Genomic DNA, 19,052 nt, shown 5'->3' with positions numbered 1-19,052 from the left:
CCATGGAGCACTGCTCAAGACCTGTGGCGGCCGGCGAGCGGTGGTTCCCAACGGCTACCACCGGACCGGCCGCCGGGGTCACGGCGGCCGATCCGGTGGAGACTGTGCAAATTCTCAAGTTAGTTGGGCAAGGGCGTTAATCTCGCGATATCAAACGAAGAACCAGGGGAGATAATCGTGTGCCAACGTGCTGTCTGCCGGTCATGCCGAAAGTTGACCTACGAGGGTTGCGGGAGGCATGTGGAACAGGTGCTCATGGATGTGCCGACCGCTCAGCGGTGCATGTGTGAGCCTGCGGGAGGCGAGCGCGTGCGCACAGCGGAGGCGACGACTCGATCGGAATCGGCGCCAGCCCAATACGGCGGGTCGTCGTCGCGACGGTGGGTCCGGCTCATCGAGTGGATGAAAAGCCCGGCATGAGGTGATCGTCCGAGCACGCTGGCATTAGTCCCGTGAGTCCAAGGTGTTGGTTGTCGGGCCACGAGAACCCGGACTTCAGTACACCGGGGTGCCGAGCGACACCGAGCGTAGAGTCAGAACCGACACTCACGTCTCGCGACGAACGTCATCGGCGCTCTGCATGACAGCATCCGCGCAGTACCGGCACAACATCCTCAGTGGATTCCGCGCCGGGACGGGTCGTGTGGTCGGCAGGCCGGACTGGCGCTGAAAACGCCGACGCCGGTGCTGATCGGGGAGCCCCCTCGCTACCTTGTGTATGAGCTCGATGCGCCAACGCACCCGGAGCGCGGAGAGCTCGTGAAATGGCATCCTGTTCCGGTGTGATCGGTAGGGAGCCGGCCACGATGAACAACCACATAGCTCTGATGAATCTCAGGAGCGGGTCGTTTGGGCCGGACCGGGGCAGCTGAGCAGGCCAGTGCCCGGCATGATGGTGCTGTCAGGGCACTCGGGGGCTCGTGGCTTTACGAGGCCACACGAAGGAGGAAAGCGCGTGTCACGCCAGATACTTACGGTCAGCCCGGAGCGGCCGGACGGCTTTCGGACGATCAGTGAGGCTCTGGCCAGGGCGCGCAGCGGCGCTGTCGTCAGTGTGGCGCCCGGCACGTACGCGGAGAGCCTGACCATCAGCTTCCCGGTCACCATAGTGGCGGAACAGTCACGCGGCAGCGTGCAGATAGCACCGCGGCGCGGCAGCGCGCTGGTACTCAAGGCCGAAGCGGTCATGCTCACCGACCTGGTGTTCCGCGGGCGCGACGAGGAAGCGCCGGTGATCGACGTGCCGCGCGGACAGTTGGCCATGCACGGCTGCGAGATCACCGGCTCAGCCTGGACGGCGCTGCTGGCTCGGGTCGGCGGCTCGCTGGCCCTGCGGGACTGCCGGATCAGTAATCAGGGCGGCGCCGGAGTCGTGGTCACCTCCGCGGTGGAGAGTTCCGTCGAGTCTTGCACCATCGAACACCTCGGCACCACCGGAGTGGTCATAGGCGAACGCGGCCGGATAGCACTGAGAGGCTGCACGGTCCGCGACGCCCGCGGCAACGGCGTACTGGCCAATGGGGAGGCTCAGGGGTCGGTAGAGGAGTGCGACATCTCCTCGACCGACAAGCCCGCCGTCGCCCTGGAAGGCCACAGCACCATCCAGGTGCTGCGCACCGTGGTGCACGACACCAGTACGGGAGTTCAACTCGCCAGCCAGGCCAGGACAACACTCGAGGACGTGCGCGTCACCGGTACCACCGGCGTCGGCATCGTGGTCAGCGGGGGAAGTGACCCAGTGGTCCGCCGTTGCCGTACGGCACGCACCAAGAGTCACGGACTCCTGGTCACCGACCGCTCCCGGGGCACCTACGAAGACTGCTGGCTGGACACGGCGGAGGCTCCCGCTGTCCGGGTGAGCGGACACGCCTCCCCCGTCCTGGTCGGCCTGACCGTCAGGGACTGCGCGACGATCGCCGTGCTACTGGAGGAGGAGTCGGCCGCCGAACTGGACCGGCTCGATGTCACCGACGCCCTGGGAACCGGCGTTTCCATCCGCACGGGCGCCAACCCGCTCGTCAGGCGTGCGCGCATCAACGCGCCGCGCGGCCACGGCGTGGAGATCGTGAAGGACGGCCGGGGCCGGTTGGAGGACTGCACCGTCGAGCGGGCCGGCCGCTGCGGCATCAGGGTCGAGAACGACGGCAACGTCTACATCGGGGGCGGAGCGGTCCTCGCGCCCTCCGAGAACGGCTTGTCGATCGGCGCCGACGGCATCATGACGGTGCGGGATCTGGAGATCAGGGGGGCTGAGGAGTCTGGTGTCACCATCGAGGGTGGCGGCGAGATGACCGCCACCCGGTTGCGGGTGGCCGACAGCAGCGGGCAGGGCGTCCTGCTCGCCGACGGCGGACGCGGCTCGTTCAACTCCTGCGAGATCAGCGGCAGCACGGGCGACGGTCTTCGCATCGAGTCCACCGATCCGGTCTCCGTGGTGAACTGTACCGTCCGGGACAACGGCGGCAGAGGGCTCGTCCAGGCCCGGCCCGGTGAGCGGCTCGCCGTGGAGGGACTGACCAGCACCGCCAACGGAAAGCCGGACGCCTGGGGCTCCGGCGGTCCCGCCGGGAACGGCGCGGCCGACGAGAACGCACAGCTCACTCGGACGGATGGACCGCTGGCCGCCCTCGACGCCCTGATCGGCCTCGACAACGTCAAGGAGCAGGTGCGTACGCTGGTCAACCTCACCCGTCTGGCCCAGCACCGCGCCAAGCTCGGCATGCCCGCCCCGCCGATGGGCCGCCATCTGGTGTTCGCGGGTCCTCCCGGTACCGGCAAGACCACCGTGGCCCGGCTCTACGGGGCGATCCTGGCCGAACTCGGCGCACTGCGTTCGGGGCACCTGGTCGAGGTCTCGCGGGCCGATCTGGTGGCGCAGGTCATCGGCGGCACCGCCATCAAGGCCACCGAGGCCTTCAACCGGGCTCTCGGGGGTGTGCTGTTCATCGATGAGGCGTACACCCTGCTCTCCGACGGCCGTGGTTCCGGAGCCGACTTCGGCAGGGAAGCCGTCGACACACTCCTCAAGCTCATGGAGGACCACCGCGACGACGTCGTCGTCGTTGCCGCGGGCTACTCCGCCGAGATGGAGGCGTTCCTGGCGTCCAACCCCGGTCTGGCATCGCGTTTCTCCCGGACTGTGGAATTTGAGAACTACGCGGTACCCGAACTGGTGGCGATCGTCGAGACCATGTGCCTTGGGCACCAGTACGAGCTCAACGACATCACCAGGAAGGCACTCGCCGCACACTTCGAGCGCGTACCGAAGGACGCGACTTTCGGCAACGGCCGCGCCGCTCGCCAGGTGTTCGAGCAGATGGTGGACCGCCAGGCGTCCCGGCTGGCCATTCTCACGGAAATAACCGACCAGCACCTTCAGCTGCTGCTTCCCGAGGATATCGGAGAGGCCGCGGTTGGCGCGGTCGCCGACGAGGCCAATGGGCACGTCGAGGGTGACCCGTTGGCTCGCTTGGGCGACCTGGTGGGCCTGGCGGCCGTCAAGCGCGACGTCACCGACCTCGTCAACCTGCTGTCCGTCACCCGCCAGCGGGAGGCGGTGGGACTGCCCGCGCCGCGCATCAGCCACCACCTGGTCTTCACCGGCCCGCCCGGCACCGGAAAGACCACGGTGGCGCGGCTCTACGGCGAGCTGCTGGTCTCGCTGGGCGTGCTGCCGCGGGGGCAGTTGGTCGAGGTGTCCCGTGCCGACATGGTTGGCCGGTACGTAGGTCACACGGCGCAGCTCACCCGCGAAGTCTTCGAACGGGCCCTGGGCGGCGTGCTGTTCATCGACGAGGCCTACACCCTCACCCCCACCGGGTCGGGTTCCGGGGCGGACTTCGGGCAGGAGGCGGTGGACACCCTGCTGAAGCTCATGGAGGACCACCGGGACGAGGTGGTCGTCATCGTTGCCGGCTACACGGAGGAGATGGAGCGCTTCATGTCCTCCAACCCGGGCCTTTCCTCGCGCTTCTCCCGGCGGCTGGAGTTCGCCGACTACACCTCCGACGAACTGGTGACCATTGTGCGCCAGCACGCGGCCACCGCCGGCTACGAGTGCGGGCCGGGCACGGGCCAGGTGCTGCGCTCGCACTTCGAGTCGCTTCCGCGTGACCGGTCCTTCGGCAACGCCAGGCTCGCCCGGAAGGTCTTGGAAGGGATGATGACGCGACAGGCCGGCCGACTGAGCGCGATGACTGCCCCGGGGATGGAGGACCTGCGCCTGTTGCTTCCCAAGGATGTCGTGCAGACGAAGGTGGTGCCCATGTGACCCGAACCCCACAACGGCCCGTCCTTCCGCTCCGACCCGGTAACCGGTGTCGACGCAGCCACCACATGCCCCTTCTTGTTCCCTGGATGGACATCATGCGCCGCCCCAGGCTCCGCTACGCGTTGCTGGCTGTTGCTACCCTCCTTTCCGCGTCCACCGGCGTGATCGCGCCGGCAGCCGAGGCCGGTGTGGCGTCCACTGACGCCGTACGACTGCCCGTGATGCCGTCCCAGCTGGCAGCTTCGGCCGCCTGCACCGGCGGCTCCGCCACGGTGGTGAAGGCGATGCCCTGGGAGCAACAGAGTCTGCAGCTGACCAGGACACGACAGTTCAGTACCGGCGCCGGCGTGACGGTGGCCGTCGTCGACACCGGGGTCTCGATCAAGGCTCCCGCACTGACGGGCCGCGTCACCGCGGTGGGCGGGGCCGACGAGGACTGCGTGGGTCACGGAACATTCGTGGCCGGGCTGATCGCCGCAGCCCCCGTGGACGGCGTCGGCTTTTCCGGAGCGGCCGGGCAAGCGCACATCGTGGCCGTGCGGGGCACGGACCAGAGGGGGACAGCGACCGACAACACGGTCGCGAACGGAATCCGGGCGGCCGTGGACGCCGGGGCCCAGGTCATCGAAGTGTCCCCGGCTCTGACGCGGAGTTCCTCCACGCTCCACGACGCGGTCTCCTACGCCGCCCGCCACGGCGCCCTGATCGTGGCCGCCGCGGTGCCCGACGCACCCCGCGACGGCACCTCCTCCGCCCCTCCGCCTAAGGACTACTGGCCGGCGTCTGAACCCGGGGTCCTGTCCGTGGTCGACGTCGACGTGCAGGGCCGGCGCCCGCAGGCCGCGTACACGCCTCGGCATACCGACCTCGCCGCACCGGGTGATGGCGTGCTCGGTATCGGTCCCAGGGGCCGAGGCCACTTCATCGGTTCCGGACCGTCTTTCGCCGCGGGTTACGCCGCCGCGACAGCAGCCCTGGTCCGGTCCGCCAATCCCGGGCTATCCGCAGCCGAGACGGCCCGAAGGCTCATCACGACCGCATATCCCGCGGACATCCCCCGGCTCGACCCGTACGGCGCGCTCACCTCTGTGCCGGGGGCCCACCCCAGCCGGTCGGCGCAGGCTGAAGCTCACCGGCTCGTGCGTCTGGAGACGGACGAGGCCGGTACCCGCGCGACGCGACGCGCGCTGGTACTGACGGGTTTGGGCATCGGTCTTATCCTGGTGATCGCCTGGGTCGCCGTCGCCGCCCCGAAGGGCCGCGCCCGCCGATGGCGCCCGGCCGGGGACAAAGGATCGACGGCGGGCTGACGGGAGATAGCACCGGTCCCGAGAGCGAATCGACCAGCTTCACACAACCGCTGGGAGCCTTCCGCCCGGTGCGCCAATCCCGAGGCGCCCGCGCCCGGTGCAGCGTACGAAGAGGCAGAGCTTCAGGGCCAATGGCCCGAGACAGTCAACTCCCGGCGGCCTAGCTAGTGCTGCGTTCCTCAAAGGAAGTACACATAGCGGCGGCGTAATCGCCTGGTGGGTGGTGCGGGTCTGCCCCAGATCCACGGTCGGGCCCGGGCGTGGATCTGGGCTGTGGCCACTTCGGTGGCGTGGGTGATGTGGTCGCGGTCGCCGAAGGAGCGTCCGGCCAGGGCGGTCTTGCGGAAGATGCGCCACCAGCCTCTTGGAGGTTGAGCCAGCAGGCGCCGACCGGGATGAACACGTGCCTGATGCGGGGGTGGTCCTCGAGCCAGGTCCGGGTGGACAGGCTGTTGTGGCTGGACGGGTTGTCGGTGACGATCCAGATGTCCCCGGCGGGGTTGGCGTCCTCGACCAGCTGGAGGAACTGCTGGTAGAAGGCGCTGTTGCGGGAGCTGGCGGTCATCGTCAGCTCCTGGCCGTCGAGGACCCGTATGCCGCCGTAGACCCAGGTTTTCTCCGGCCGCGGGAGTAATCGATCTCGTTCTTGATGCGGTGTCCGTCCGGTGACATGCCCGGTGCCGGCGGGAAGGTGCGCGGGATCACCGGGCCGAGCGCGTCGGCACAGACGACCGTCGCGCCGGCGGGCGGGCTGGTGCAGAGCTCGACGATCCGCGTCCTTTTCCCTCGAAGTCCGCATCTCTTGAGCGCGTCCACGAGCGCGTGCGCCGCCAGCGCACACGCTCGGCCAGCAGGATCCGGCGCACCTGGGAGCGACTGACCTCGATGCCCAGGTCCCGGGCCGCTGCCGTCAGTGTGTCCAAGGTCCACTCCGAGGGCCCCGACTCGTCCGCGGCCCACATCTTGTTCGACGGCTGCACCTCCAGCCGACCCGGCGGGGTCTGCTTGACCATCGCGATGATCCGGGAGCGTTCGGCCTCGGTGATCCTTCGCTTGCGGCCCTGCCCGCCCAGATCCTCCAGGCCCTCAAGCCCCGAGCGGTTGAAGCGGTGCAGCCAGCGGCGCACCGTCTTCTGACTGCACCTGAGCTCGTCTGCGATCTGCGGGACCAGCCAGCCGTCCCAGCTCAGCTCGACCATCCGGCACCGCTCCACCAGAACCTTCGGCGCCTTCCTGGCAGCCGCCAGGCGGTGGACCACCACTTGCTCGCCCTCGTCACGGCCCGGCCGTGCCCTCAGCACCATGACTCAGCACCCGCCCCCGAGCACCCGCAACCACCCCGCTACCAGCAGCTATACCCACCGAAAGCGGAATCGAGCACGAGGAGCTGCCTTTCGTGGACGAGCCCCCGTACTTCCCCCGGCATCAGGGACTACACGGTACGAGGGGACCCTCACCCACGGCAGTACTTCGTGTGCGGCCGGATCCCGGGATCGGGGTCCGCCGCGGCTCAGTCGGTGATCAGATCGAACTCCTCCCACGTGCCGATGGACGTGCGATTGGCGATCAGCGGGCTGGCTCCGGCGTTGTCGGCCGTGACGATCTCGTTGTTGGCCAGGGCGCGGAGGCTGATGCTGCCGTCGGAGTTGTGGGTGAGTTTGAACGTCTCCCACCACCCCGCTGACGAGCGGTTGGCGATGAGCGGGGAGGTACCGGCGTTGTCCGCGGTGACGTACTGGTTGTTCGCATGGGCGCGCAGCGTGACGTTGCCGTTGCCGTCGTTGATCTCGTCGAACTCTTCCCAGGTGCCGATCGAGGTGCGGTTGGCGATGAGCGGGGAGGTACCGGCGTTGTCCGCGGTGACGTACTCGCCGTTGGCGTGTGCCCGCAAACTGATCACCCGACTGGGCGAGCTGGCCGGGGAGACCCACATTTGGTTCTGCTTGCCGGAGCAGCCCCAGACCTGCACCTGGGTGCCGGGGGTGCTGGACGAGCCGGTGTCGTCGAGGCACATGCCGGTCTGCGGGTTCATCAGTTCGCCGTTGGGCTGAGGCTGCCAGACCTGGTTGGATCCCCCCGTGCAGTCCCACAGTTGCACCAGGCTGCCGTTGGTGATCCCGCTGTCGTTCTTGATGTCCAGGCACTTGCCGTCGGCACGGACGGTGCCGTCGGGATTCTCGGTCCACTGCTGGCCGTTGGTGCCGTTACAGTCCCAGATCTGCACCTTGGTGCCGTTGGTGTTGTCGTCGTTCGCCAGGTCCAGGCACAGGCCCTGATAGCCGAGCAGTGGTGTGCTGGGGATTCCGGAACCGGAGCGGGTCACGGTCCAGGTGAAACTGGCGGTCGCGAACGCGCCGGTGCCGTCCTGTGCGGTGATGGTGACAGTGCTGGTGCCGGCGGTGGTGGGTGTACCGGTGATGGCACCGGTGGAGGCGGAGATCGAGGTTCCGGCGGGCAACCCGGTGGCCGAGTAGGACAGCGTCTGGCCGCTGGTGCTGTCGCTGGCGCTGGCGGGCAGGGTGACGGCGGTGCCGGCGATGCCCTCCTGCGGGCCGGGGTTGGTGAGGCTGACGGGCTGGCCAAGCTGACCGGAGCTGACCGTCAGCGTGCCGCTCAGGGGCAGACTCCGCTCGGAGTCGCCGACGGAGATGGTGTAGTTGCCGGTGTCCGTGGTCCACCCGGAGGTGCTGGTGTTCCAGTGCTGCAAGTTGCGCTGGGTGAGCTGGAAGGTGACGGTCTTGCTCTGGCCTTGGGCCAGGTCGACGCGAGTGAAGCCTTCGAGGTGCTTGGCCGGTTCCCCGGAAGCGGCCGGGTCGGTGACGTACAGCTGGGCTACGTCGGCGCCTTCACGGGAGCCGGTGTTCGTCACGGTGGCGGTGACCGTGGCCGCGCCGCCCTTGTTCAGGTTTCCAACCCGCAGGTTGCTGAACGAGAAGTTGGTGTAGGACAGGCCGTACCCGAAGGGGAACCTGGGCGTGATGCCCTGGGCGTCGTACCAGCGGTAGCCGACTTTGAGGCCTTCTGAGTACTGGACGGTGCCGTTGCTTCCGGGCCACTGCGCCGTGGTGTTCGCGGGTACGTCCCCGAGGCTCTTGGGGAAGGTGACCGGCAGGTGCCCGGAGGGGTTGACGTCGCCGAACAGCAGCTCAGCGATGGCGTTGCCGTCCTCCTGGCCGGGGTACCAGGCCTCCAGAACAGCCGCCGGCGGTGTAGCGGAGTCCAGCCAGGGCATGGCAACTGCCGAACCCGTGTTGAGCACCACGACGGTGTGCGGGTTCTTGGCGGCCACAGCCGAGATCAGCGCGTTGTCGGAATCCGAGAGGCTGATGTTCTGCAGATCGCCGCCTCCTCCGAAGCCCTCGCCCTCCCACAGGCTGACGAACACCACGGCGACTGACGATGAGGCGGCCAGGGACGCGGCCGCACTGGTGTCGGAGCCGTCTTTGTAGCTGACCTTGATCCCGGCGCCCGCACGATTGGTGATGCCCTGCAGGGGTGTGACGGTACCGCTGGATGTCACGTAGGCACTGCCGCCGCCGGTGGTCTGCGGGTAGTACGGCGAGGTTTGGGTCGGCTGAGCGGCACCGGTAGTGGCATCGGCGCCGATGACCGCAATCGAGGAGACTGCAGAGCCGAACGGCAGCGAACCATCATTCTTGAGTAGGACGCTGCCTTCCGCCGACAGCTGCTTGGCGGCGGTAACGTGTGCGGAGTTGGTGGCAGGCTGTTCGGGAGAACCGTCGGCCGGCCTGTCGAACAGCCCGAAGGCGAACATCTGCGTCAGCACCTGAGAGGTGAGCGTGTCCAGGGTTGCCTTGGACACCTGCCCGCCGGAGACCGCGGCGGCCAGGGCGCCGCCGTAGTAGCCGTCATCGCCCGGCATGTCCTGGTTCAGTCCCGCGTTGGCGGAGGCGGCGGTGGAGTGGGTTGCCCACCAGTCCGACGTCACGAAGCCCTTGAAGCCGAACTGCTGGCGCAGGGCCGTCTTGAGGATGGCCGGGTTCTCGCAGGCAGAGGTGCCGTTGATGGTGTTGTAGGAGCACATGACCGACGACGCGCCGCCTTGTTGTACGTCGGTTTGAAACGCCGGCAGGTAGATCTCCTGCAGCGTTCTGGGGTCGACGATGGCGTTGTCGGAGGGGGTGTTGCGGTTGGTCTCCTGGTTGTAGACGGCCAGGTGCTTGACCTGTGCCATCACGCCGGTGGACTGCACGCCCTGGATGTTGGCGGCGCCGAGGGCGCCGTTGAGGTAGGGGTCCTCGCCGGCCGTTTCGAAGGCCCGGCCCCAGCGTGGGTCCCGCATGATGTTGATGGTCGGGCCCAGGTGCACGGTGGTGCCCTTGGCGGCCTGCTCGGAACCGACCACTTGGCCGTAACGCTGCTCGGCGGTGGTGTCCCAAGTGGACGCAACCGCGACCGGGGCCGGCATCTGGGTGACACCGGTCAGATTGTCTCCGGGGCCGGCCGGGCCGTCCTCCAGATTCATCGCCGGGATGCACAGTGACCCGATCCCGGGCGTGAAGCCGACGTAGCTGGAGCCTTGGGCGCCGGTGAGCAGGGTCACCTCCTGCGTCGCGCTCATCTTGGACAGCAGTTGACTGACCCGCTGGGAGATCGGGGCACTGGAGCCGACCCACGGACACGCCGCCGAAGCGGCAGACGTGGAAGCAGCGGCCGGAGAGGCCGTCAGCGAGGCCGACGCGGTCACGAGCGCAACCAGCATGGCCCCCATCCGACCAGATGGAGGCCATGACCTAATAAAAGATGGTATATGCATGACAGATTCTCATTTCTGGGACATATCTGCCGGCGCTGCAGGTTGACGGGCTGACGGCAGTGCAATGAGTTGTGAGAGGGCGTTACATAGGTTCATTCCGAAAAGCGGCTATTATTGCTGCCCCGGTTTAGTGCGCTTCGGGTTCTATATGAACTTTGCGGCCAGGCGGCACCCCGATGCCGCCGTCCGTTTCACTCGCTTCTGTTGCTGGGGCCCGTTTGACCTCTTCGGGTAGATGCGATTCCATCTCAGCTTCCGCGCCGCGAAGGAGGAATCGTGGCCTCCGTCAACTGGCGGAAGGAGATGTTCAACGCACGCAGAAGGCCCAGCGTTTGGTGCCGGTTCCCCGGCCACTGGTTCTGCCTCTCAGCTTGAATGTATTCAGAGGAATCCATTCCGATGGATTGGGCCAGCCTCTGCACGCTGAACTGTCGGGCGAGCCGATACTCTGCCAGAGTACGAGGCTCCTCGATGCCCATCAATTCGGTGGCCCGGCACCACAGCACATCCGCCAGGGCGAAAAGTTCCGTTTCGGTGGGACGGTGGGCACCGCCCTCCCAGGCTATTATCCATTCGGTAGAAACGGGAGATCGGAGCACGGTCATTTGCTGGGCCACCTGCTGGTGCGACATGCCCAGTTTCTGCCGTGCTGACAGGGCACTGTCTCCGGAGAACGGCGGTCGATTCACTGCTTGCTTCCTTGCTCCCTTGCTTATGTGGACATGCGTTCGTGACCAATGCGACCTCGGGCCGCGCTCCTGGTCGCGGCTCTCGTCGCACCGGGGATCCTGCGTCAAGGCTGTGCGCGGCCCTGTGACCTCGATGGAGGGGGTTGGAGCTCAATGCGGGTAGCCTCACGTTGGCGCGGCCATCACGACCTTGCCACCGAGCACTCCGAGCCGTGGCCCGATCGACTCGGCGAGGCCGGTGCCCCGGTCTGGCCGCGGCTGCCAGGAAGGGCTCGGCAATCTCCGTCGAAATGCGGCGAGTTCGATGAATCCGTACCCGAAGGCGTTCACATCGACTCGTAGGTGCGGGAAGTCCTCCACCGCGTCGCTGCAATCTGTATGCCCCGGCAGAGCTGCCGTGGCGCCCCGGGCCGCGTGGCATCCGCCGCTGCCCCACAACGACCACCGGGGCAGCATCTTCGCGCTCCTACTGTCCCCCGGGCATCGAGCGCTGTGCCTTCATAACGTGCTCCGCACCATCGCTGGAGCGCTGTACTGCTCGCCGTAACTATCAGCACGAGCGATCAGGTCGGCGGCGGCAACGAAGACCGCTGCGAGCGCTGCCACGCACACCGGACGCGCCTCCGGCGGGAGCATGGGCGCCCGGAGCCACTGGTACCGGTCTCCGGACATGGGAACAGGACCGGGCGCGACAACGAAGGAGTTCTCGCTGAGGTACTCGTAGGGCGGCGGTGTGTCGGTTTCCCGGGAGAGGGCTGCTGCGAATTGTTCGCCCCGGCATGTGTCGAGGAAGAAACCCACTCGTTGCGATTCGTGATCCATCATGACGGGACCGATCGGCGCCTCTCGACGCGCCAGTTGATCGAAGGCCTCCAGGCCGATACGCCAACTGATCATCACCACGTCGAAGAGGCGCCCTGTCGGCAGCAGGTAGAGTCGGCGCGGATTGTCGGCCCACGTCGCGCGGCACGTCTCAGGGTCGTCGGCAGCAGCGGACAGCCACTCGATTCCCCTCCTGGTCATCCACTCCATGTCAGTCACCTCGGTCAGCGCGGTTCGGTGGCCCCTCCGGCTTCCGCACCAACAGACTCGTGCCGCAACCTCTGACTGGGCAGTTGGCGAGAGACGCCTGGCCTCCGGGGAATTCGGCCTCCCAGGGTCGGGGGTGAGATCCCGGGGAGGCCGACCGGCCGCCTCCCGGACGGGGGGATGAGCCTGGGGGCGACCGAACGAACAAAACCATATGGCGCCCAAGACGATCTTCTGAGCAATCAGTCAACTGATGGGCCGAATGGGCAGACTAGATGTCCCCCCGGGGCATGACTGTACGAGTCCACGCCCGGGGCGACGTACAAGAGCATCGCTGCCGACCTGGGCGTCAACCGGGCGACGCTGCGCTCGTGGGTGCTGCGGGACCGTGAACGCCGCGGTGTCACCGCCGCAGCTACGAAGTCGGCCGCCCGACCTCGGGAGGCCGTTGCGTCCGCTGATTCGGACGAGCGGGTGCGGCAGCTGGAGGCCATGGGTGGCCGAGCTCGAGGCGAGTGAGCGCAAGCTCGCCACCGTGCGGGACATCCTCCGCAAGGCGGCCAAGTATTTCGCCGGGGGGACGAACTGGTGATCAGCCGCTTCCAGTTCGTTGACGACCACCGGGACACCTACGAGATGAAGCGGCTCTGCCAGGTCCTGGACGTGAACCGGTCCAGCTACTACAAGTGGCTCGCCGGCGCCGAGGCCCGGGCCACCCGGCAGCGACAGGACCGGGTCCTGGCCGAGGAGATCCGTGCGGTCCAGTTCTGTCCGGGGAGGTTGTGGACGGGTGAGCTAGGTCTCGGTTGAGGGATCTTGAACAGGTGAGGGCCTTCCGGTTCGGTGTGGATTGCGACGTCTACACCAACAGAAAGGCCCTCGTGCCCCACCGTAATGCACCCCTGACCGAGACCGGACGCCTGCGCCTGGCCCGCTGCGTCGTGGACGACGGCTGGCCCCTGCGGCGGGCCGCGGAACGCTTCCAGGTCTCGCCGACCACTGCCCAGCGGTGGGCCGACCGCTACCGCCGGCTCGGCGGGGCAGGCATGGCCGACCGCTCCAGCCGTCCGCGCACCAGCCCGCACCGCACCCCGTCACGCACCGAGCGCCGCATCATCAAGGTCCGCTTGCTGCGCCGGTGGGGACCGGCCCGCATCGCGCACCTGCTGCACCTGGTGCCCTCCACCGTGCACCGCGTCCTTGCCCGCTACGACCTGGCCCGCCTGCCCCACCTGGACCGGGCCACGGGCCGCGTCGTGCGCCGCTACGAACGACAGCGGCCCGGCGAACTGGTCCACGTCGACATCAAGAAGCTGGGCAACATCCCCGACGGCGGCGGACACAGGATCCACGGCAGAGCCAAGGGCGGCCGCAACAGCTCCGCCCACCGCGACCCCGCCCGCCCCCGCACCGTCCACGGCCGCCCCAACCTCGGCTACAGCTACCTGCACACCGCCGTCGATGACCACTCCCGCCTCGCCTACAGCGAGTTCCACGCGGACGAGAAGAAGGAAACCGCCACTGCCTTCTGGCAGCGGGCCCACACCTTCGCATGCGGGTTGTGTAAGGGGACGTGACAGCGAAATACGCAGCTACGTCGGTAATCCCACCGAGGTGCGGTGACTGGTGGAGGCGCAGGGTGAAGGAGAGGAACCGGTAGAGCAGGAAGTGATCATCATGTACGCAACGTACGGCGGTCTCACCGAACAGTCCGGTGGCGCCACCAGATACCAGCCTGGCGCTGTAGCAACCGGCATTGGGGATGGACGGGGAACGCCGGTACGGGGGTCACTGATCACGCCGTGCCGGCGTGAGGCGATCGATGACGTCATGTGGCCACTTGCTCACGATCCGCACGCGCCCGGTATCGCACGTGAGATCGCCGCCGCACTTCTCGACGACCGGAAGGTGGACGAGGAGGCCGCCGAGGCCGCGCTGCGGGTGGTGTCCGAGCTGATCGCCAACGCCGTCGAACACGCACAACCTCCGCTCACCGTGCGCCTGAACCGCGAGCCCGACCGCCAGCAGCTGCGCGTGGAGGTCGCCGACGGCGGACCGGCCTCAGCGGAAGGCGCATGGGCAACCACCGGCGAGGCCGACGGACCTTCGGTCGCCGGGCCCTCAATTCGTCGCTGTCCGCTCCCCAGATTCCCCACTTTGTTGACCGTCGGACCAAGTGAGGCGACCAGCATCCCTGGTCATCTTCAACCGTCCTCATCAACCATCGTCAACCTCGTGAATGGTTAATGCTATGGCGCCTGTTACCTCGATCCCTATCGCTCATGGCCGCTTGCCACTGGTCGGACACGCGCACCAACTGCTGCGTGACCCGTTGACGTTCATATCCACCCTTCCCGTTCACGGTGATTTGGTCCGGATCTCGCTGGGTCCCATGACCTTGGTTGTGGTGTGCGATCCGGAGTTGATCAAACACGTGTTGCGCCACGACCGTATCTTCGATAAGGGCGGACCGATTTTCGACCGAGGCAGAGAAGTGGGAGGCAACGGTCTGGTCACCTGCCCGTACTCTGCTCACCGCCGCCAGCGTCGGCTACTGCAGCCTGCGTTTAATCGCGATCGTCTGCCCGGATACGCGGATATGATGACTGAGCAGATAACCACGGTCGTTAACTCCTGGAGCGATGGGCAGGTTTTTGACGTAGTCCGCGAGATGCACAAGCTCTCGTCAGCCATCCTCGCCGAGACGCTGTTCTCCTCGAGAACATCCAATCTTCCTCTGCATCAGATAGTCGACGACCTGGATACCATCTTCAGCAATATATTTTGGCGAACGGTGATGCCGAATCCGATTCGACGACTCGGCAATCGGTCCTTCCGTCGCGCTAAAATTCGCTTGCGTGGAAATCTCGGCACAGTTATAGCCGAGCGTCGCAGCCAAGCCTCCGACCGCGAGGACCTTCTCACGTCCATGTTGACCGTCGGCGACAGCGAGAGCGACGATCAAGGTCTGACTGATTCAGAAATCTACGACCAAGTCGCAACATTCTACATAGCAGGCACCGAAACCAGCGCCAATGCGCTGACGTGGGCCTTGTACATGCTTGACCGCAATCCTGATGTTGCTCGTCAGCTGCATACTGAGATTGACACGGTATTGGCAGGCCGACCCGCTCGCTATACCGATCTGCCCCAGCTTAAATATGCTCGCCAGATTATCACAGAAACCCTGAGGATACGGCCGCCTGTCTGGCTCTTCACCCGCACTGTCACTGAGGACACCGAACTCGGCGGATACCAGCTGCCCGCCGGCACCGCTGTCATTTACAGCCCATACCTCCTGCATCATCGCCCGGACGTCCATCCCGCTCCCGAGTCCTTCGATCCGAGCCGATGGGAGGAGAAAACGCAATATGGTGCGTCACAACCCAGGACGATGATCCCCTTCGGCGAAGGGGCCCGCAAATGTATCGGGGACAACTTCGCCATCATTGAAGTGACGCTGGCTCTGGCCACAATCGCCGGCCGCTGGGATTTGAGCACTCTCCCCCGCCAGGATCCACGCCCGGCCCGATCCTTTCCGGTTCTCCACCCCCGCAAACTGCACATGCGCGTCAGCAGCCGAAGTGACCTCCAGGGAAACCGATGAACCTAAGGATCCTATCGTGACCATCCATGGCACACCGGAATCGACTTCGGATGCAGCAGGCAAAGTTCATGCGCGAGACACACGTACCTCACAAGCCGTCCGACCGCGCACGAACACCGCGTTGTTCGGCTCAGATCTTTTCTCCGGAGGGGAGGGCCTCGCGGATCGGCTTCAGGCCGATGTTGACCGGATTCCTGAACTTCGCCAGCAGTGGGGCCCGGATATGGGGGCCAGACTCCTAGACCCGCAGTGTCCGATTGGCACCTATGACACACCGGCTAGAGGAATCGCCTTGGCGGAAAACTCCGCCGAAGCCCACGCGCGCCGAATAACGTTGCCGGATACTGTCCGGCTGGCTACCGACGCTCCGGAACGGCTGGCTCTCACCAGTGTCCACGAGCCTATCCTCACAGTGTTCAAGCGGTTTTTCGCTGTACCGTCCACCGATTACTGGCGAGGTGTGGCCGAGCAGTTGTACGGCTTTGGCTGGTCTTTGGTCGACCAGACCAAAGTCTGTCAGGAATGTGTTCACGGCGCAGGTGTAGCATGCACGTTTGGGGCGCCCTTTGATTACTATCACTTCGCCGACAGGCTCTCAATTATAGCCAAAGATAGCCGACAGGCCATGGTGGACTACATCAATCATGCGCTGCGACATGGTCCCCGGACGCGGGAATGCGCCGTAATGGACAGCTGGCTGGCGTGCCTGCAGGCGCTCTACTTGGATGTGCTGCATCCGAAGGCCACGCATATCAACATGGGTGACGATGAGCAGCGCAGTATTCGTTACCGCATCCTCAACTCGGCAGCCCGCCCTCTGTCTCTACTCACAGCGCTGGAACGACCCAATTCCGCCATTAACGAACATCTGGTAGAGGCGGTCGGGTTCGCCTGTATGGTCATGCATGATGCATGCGATCGTCGCCATGACAACCTCGCCAACGAGAGCTATAACTTCTTCACCCTGTTGGCAGGGTATAATCAGGCCGAATGCGTGAGGCCAGTGCGTCGGTTCTGTGTCGACCTGTGGGCGTGGTCTATAGACCAGGGCATGAAGTGGCCGCTTCTCCTGTCGGGCCGGATGTTGATATGGAACGTCTATGTGACGCGGTATCAATCCTCGATGCTGCTGGATTATCTCGGCGCGCCTGAGACCTCAGCCTCCGCTGGGCTCGCCCCGTACGCGGACGTCATTCTCAATCGGATGAGTCCCGCTCCCCGCGCCGATTTTCCAGAGAACTACTCGATCCGTGACACCTGCCGGAATAAAGCAGCTTACGATCGGCTTCTCAACCAGTGTCTGGAGCATTTCGCGCAGTGTGTCGGATGCCGCGGCTACGACCAGGCAAGTTGGCAGGAGCGCACCGCACACCTGGAGGCGGGATACTGGCGCAAGGCCGCCGATGACTGCACATGCGTAGACCGAATGGCTGTCTACACCATTCTCGCGCTGTCCGACCGGGTGTGGTGGGCAGCCGACCCGGCCGCCCGCTACACGGGTCCGACCGCCGAGTGGGATCCCTACCTTGTTTGATCTATTTTGTCGTTCCTAAATGGAGCGTTGATTATTAGACAAAGTGACGGGCTGCCGCCGATAACCGGCGTGTGCGCGAGAACGGTGGACGTCACCTGAGACCGCGTTTGAGATCTCGGTCGATCGCGGACAAGGGGATGTTCTAGCCTCTGCTGGTGAGCGATGCGCGAGTCCTCTTCCTCGGCGAGTTCAAGGAGCTTAAGCACGGAAGCCCGGATGGGTCCTCGCTGCGGGCAGCGGTGAGGGCCGAGCCTTCCGAGGGTGTTGTCACGTTAGTGGGGGCGTAAGTGTCTGATGTCCAGCGAGGAGGCCGCTCTCGCGTGCGGGGTATCCGCCCGACTGGGGCCGCGTTGGTTCCGAAAAGCTGGCGGAATGCCGTCGATCAGCCTGGACGAGCCCACGGGCCGCTACCGGTATGACCGGCGCCGAGGGCGCTCGTATGTTTGCCTATGCGCACCACATTCTGGAGGTAGCTGTGACCACAGCTGACGAAAGTCCGATCGCGTATCCCTTCAACTGCCCCCGCGGACTCCGGCTTGCCGAGGAATACGAGCAGGTCAGGGGCCAATCGGGCCTGCTGCGCGTCCGGTTGCCGTACGGTGAGCCCGCTTTCCTGGTGACCCGATACGAGGACGCCCGGCTGGTGCTCAGCGACCGACGCTTCAGCCGGGCCGTCGCCATTGACCGCGACGAGCCACGACAATCCGAAGGCCGCGTGATAAGCGGCATCCTGAACATCCTGACCATGGACCCGCCGGACCATACCCGTCTGAGGTCCCTGGTGGCCAAGGCGTTCACCGTCCGCCAGGTAGAGAAACTCCGGCCCGGGGTACGGCGGTTGTGCGGTGAATTGCTGGACGACATGGAGGCATCCGGTCAACCGGCCGACCTCGTTGGCGACTACGCGCTGCCGCTGCCGATCTCGGTGATCTGCCGACTGCTGGGCGTGCCCACCGAGGACCGGGCCAGGTTCGGGGTCTGGAGCGACGCCGCCTTGTCGACCAGCTCACTCACCGCCGTCGAGTTCGACGCTAACATGGAGGAACTGCGTTCATACATAAGAGAGTTGATTGCCGCTCACCGGCAGGATCCGCGCGACGACCTCATGACGGCGCTCATCAACGCGCGCGACGAGGGAGACCGGCTCTCCGAACCTGAGCTGGTCGACCTGTGCATCGGCATCCTCGTTGCGGGCTACGAGACCACCGTGGTCCAGCTCCCCAATTTCGTGCTCACTCTGCTGGAAAACCCGACCCAGCTGGCCGCCCTGCGAGCCGATCCGGCCCTACTGCCGGGAGCCGTCGAGGAGCTGCTGCGGTTTGTCCCGGTCAGTATTGGAGCCGAGAGGGCTCGTTACGCCACCGAGGATGTGATGGTGGGCGGCACGCCGGTCGCCGCAGGGACCCCGGTGCTCGTCGCGCTCGGTGCCGCCAACCACGACCCGCTGCGCTTCTCCGCCCCCGGTACCCTTGACATCACCCGGCAGCACAACCAGCACGTCGGGTTTGGGCACGGCATCCACCACTGCCTGGGCGCACCGCTCGGCCGCCTGGAACTCCAGGAGGCGCTCGGCGCCCTCATCTACCGTTTCCCACGGTTGCATACGGTCGGCGACATCGTATGGAGGACCACCAAGCTGCTACGTGGGCCGCGTGTCATGCCAGTGGGGTGGTGACCGCGATGACCTGGCAGGCGTCGTGGCCCTGATGCCCGGGTTCGACATAATTCGGCGGGCCAGACCCAATACCAGGACTCTGCTGGCGATCTTGTGAGGGGTGCTGACGCCGGGTCGGTTGTGCGGTTCGCTGGAGTGAGCGGGGTGGTGTCTCGGGGAGG

The 19,052-nt window shown here is 66.0% G+C and carries 12 protein-coding genes and 2 pseudogenes; 10 read left to right on the top strand and 4 right to left on the bottom strand.

The features are described from left to right. Window positions 1-177: 177 nt before the first annotated feature. From ACYUED_RS06720 to ACYUED_RS06710, 3 genes are all read left to right on the top strand, one after another. Window positions 178-420 (top strand): DUF8730 family Cys-rich protein, encoded by a 243-nt coding sequence (locus tag ACYUED_RS06720; protein WP_491291384.1) that lies wholly within the window; start codon window positions 178-180, stop codon window positions 418-420. Window positions 421-955: 535 nt separating this feature from the next. After that, window positions 956-4,270 (top strand): right-handed parallel beta-helix repeat-containing protein, encoded by a 3,315-nt coding sequence (locus ACYUED_RS06715; protein WP_491291383.1) that lies wholly within the window; start codon window positions 956-958, stop codon window positions 4,268-4,270. A gap of 65 nt (window positions 4,271-4,335) precedes the next feature. After that, window positions 4,336-5,580 (top strand): S8 family serine peptidase, encoded by a 1,245-nt coding sequence (locus ACYUED_RS06710; RefSeq protein ID WP_491291382.1) that lies wholly within the window; start codon window positions 4,336-4,338, stop codon window positions 5,578-5,580. 701 nt (window positions 5,581-6,281) lie between these two features. On the opposite strand, the gene ACYUED_RS06705 is transcribed toward ACYUED_RS06710, so the two are convergent. From ACYUED_RS06705 to ACYUED_RS06690, 4 genes are all read right to left on the bottom strand, one after another. Beyond that, window positions 6,282-6,884, bottom strand: coding sequence for a helix-turn-helix domain-containing protein (locus ACYUED_RS06705; RefSeq protein ID WP_491291381.1), 603 nt, complete (start codon window positions 6,882-6,884; stop codon window positions 6,282-6,284). 206 nt (window positions 6,885-7,090) lie between these two features. Then, on the bottom strand, window positions 7,091-10,357 hold the full coding sequence (locus tag ACYUED_RS06700; RefSeq protein WP_491291380.1) for a glycoside hydrolase family 3 C-terminal domain-containing protein: 3,267 nt from the start codon (window positions 10,355-10,357) through the stop codon (window positions 7,091-7,093). 248 nt (window positions 10,358-10,605) lie between these two features. Further along, on the bottom strand, window positions 10,606-10,989 hold the full coding sequence (locus tag ACYUED_RS06695) for an XRE family transcriptional regulator (RefSeq protein WP_491291379.1): 384 nt from the start codon (window positions 10,987-10,989) through the stop codon (window positions 10,606-10,608). Between the two features lie 555 nt (window positions 10,990-11,544). After that, window positions 11,545-12,078 carry a bifunctional DNA primase/polymerase gene (locus tag ACYUED_RS06690; RefSeq protein WP_491291297.1) on the bottom strand — a complete coding sequence of 178 codons (534 nt, stop codon included), beginning with the start codon at window positions 12,076-12,078 and terminating at the stop codon, window positions 11,545-11,547. Between the two features lie 291 nt (window positions 12,079-12,369). Between ACYUED_RS06690 and ACYUED_RS06685 the strand changes: the two genes are divergently transcribed. The 7 genes and pseudogenes from ACYUED_RS06685 (at window position 12,370) to ACYUED_RS06655 (ending at window position 18,891) form a co-directional block, all read left to right on the top strand. Beyond that, entirely contained in the window at window positions 12,370-12,594 is a 225-nt protein-coding gene (locus tag ACYUED_RS06685) for a transposase (protein ID WP_491294163.1), read from the top strand. A 19-nt stretch (window positions 12,595-12,613) separates the two neighbouring features. Continuing rightward, window positions 12,614-12,772, top strand: a pseudogene (locus ACYUED_RS06680) (IS3-like element IS3502 family transposase); the annotation flags it as partial. A 184-nt stretch (window positions 12,773-12,956) separates the two neighbouring features. Then, a pseudogene (locus ACYUED_RS06675) lies at window positions 12,957-13,625 on the top strand (helix-turn-helix domain-containing protein); the annotation flags it as partial. Window positions 13,626-13,701: 76 nt separating this feature from the next. Next, window positions 13,702-14,322 (top strand): ATP-binding protein, encoded by a 621-nt coding sequence (locus ACYUED_RS06670; RefSeq protein WP_491291378.1) that lies wholly within the window; start codon window positions 13,702-13,704, stop codon window positions 14,320-14,322. 4 nt (window positions 14,323-14,326) lie between these two features. After that, window positions 14,327-15,682, top strand: a complete 1,356-nt coding sequence (locus ACYUED_RS06665) for a cytochrome P450 (RefSeq protein ID WP_491291377.1) — start codon at window positions 14,327-14,329, stop codon at window positions 15,680-15,682. 16 nt (window positions 15,683-15,698) lie between these two features. Further along, window positions 15,699-17,216, top strand: coding sequence for a hypothetical protein (locus ACYUED_RS06660; protein ID WP_491291376.1), 1,518 nt, complete (start codon window positions 15,699-15,701; stop codon window positions 17,214-17,216). A gap of 475 nt (window positions 17,217-17,691) precedes the next feature. Then, window positions 17,692-18,891, top strand: a complete 1,200-nt coding sequence (locus ACYUED_RS06655; protein WP_491294161.1) for a cytochrome P450 — start codon at window positions 17,692-17,694, stop codon at window positions 18,889-18,891. Window positions 18,892-19,052 lie beyond the last annotated feature (161 nt).

The sequence above is a fragment of the Streptomyces sp. DF42 genome, assembly GCF_058267695.1.
This window is presented reverse-complemented; position numbering and strand designations above follow the sequence as displayed.

What these genes read in the sequence shown, in the direction of transcription:
- ACYUED_RS06710 (WP_491291382.1), top strand. Translation starts at nt 4,336, where the DNA reads ATGCCCCTTCTTGTTCCCTGGATGGACATCATGCGCCGCCCCAGGCTC.
- ACYUED_RS06705 (WP_491291381.1), bottom strand. Translation starts at nt 6,884, where the DNA reads ATGGTGCTGAGGGCACGGCCGGGCCGTGACGAGGGCGAGCAAGTGGTG.
- ACYUED_RS06700 (WP_491291380.1), bottom strand. Translation starts at nt 10,357, where the DNA reads ATGCATATACCATCTTTTATTAGGTCATGGCCTCCATCTGGTCGGATG.
- ACYUED_RS06695 (WP_491291379.1), bottom strand. Translation starts at nt 10,989, where the DNA reads ATGTCGCACCAGCAGGTGGCCCAGCAAATGACCGTGCTCCGATCTCCC.
- ACYUED_RS06690 (WP_491291297.1), bottom strand. Translation starts at nt 12,078, where the DNA reads ATGGAGTGGATGACCAGGAGGGGAATCGAGTGGCTGTCCGCTGCTGCC.
- ACYUED_RS06665 (WP_491291377.1), top strand. Translation starts at nt 14,327, where the DNA reads ATGGCGCCTGTTACCTCGATCCCTATCGCTCATGGCCGCTTGCCACTG.